Source organism: Acinetobacter sp. Ver3 (genome assembly GCF_000632455.1).
GTDB lineage: Bacteria > Pseudomonadota > Gammaproteobacteria > Pseudomonadales > Moraxellaceae > Acinetobacter.
In genome coordinates this window covers 1-660 of record NZ_JFYL01000180.1, presented here as the reverse complement: position 1 = coordinate 660, position 660 = coordinate 1, and the positions used below count along the sequence as shown (strand labels likewise).

The 660-nt window shown below is 37.1% G+C and carries 1 protein-coding gene and 1 pseudogene; both read right to left on the bottom strand.

Annotated features, from left to right (window positions below; all coding sequences use genetic code 11):
* A pseudogene (locus tag CL42_RS16255) lies at positions 1-396 on the bottom strand (hypothetical protein); the annotation flags it as partial.
* On the bottom strand, positions 396-660 hold a 265-nt coding region (locus CL42_RS16250; protein ID WP_035271051.1), incomplete at its 5' end, for a DUF2345 domain-containing protein. The pseudogene CL42_RS16255 and the gene CL42_RS16250, both read right to left, overlap by 1 nt.

The following is a 660-nucleotide window of genomic DNA, read 5'->3' as shown; positions in this document are numbered from 1 at the left end:
ACTCAATACTAAGCTTTTTTTAAATCTATCATTTAATGTTTCGTTATCTAGTTTTGATGAACCGAAGCCACAAACCAAATATGCACTATTATCATAGTTATAATGTAAACTTATTCTTTCTACTAATTGAAGCTTCACTTTATCAAAAACACTTTGTTCTTTAATTTCTATAAAGAACACAGGCGTATTATCAGCTTTTTGTCCCTTAGCAAGTGGTACATTAACAATATGCTCCTTACCTACTTCAGCCTTGAGCTGGTCAAACGTATCTGGTTCTAAAGTTGTATCAACCAATATCACCAATCGATGTGTCTGATCAAAAACCTTCTGCATATTATTTGCAATTTGTTCTATAGTGAAAGGCTTATCCTGTTCCACGCTAGTTAATGAGAACATTATAAAATCACCTTGGCAGAACCCAACTCTGCAGCTTGACCTTGCTTCGCTGAACAATCAGGTAAATTTAATGCAGGAAGATTAACCGAGGCTGGTGAAGTAAACTTATGTTGCCCCGCTTTCGCCTCAAACTTGCCTCCTGTGGTTGGGAATACCCCTGAACCATTTAGTTTCACTTGAGAGCCGCCTGCAGTTAGATTAATTTCATTGGGACTGGTGATATAAATCGTATCTTCGGTCGAAATAATCTGCACACCCTTTCTT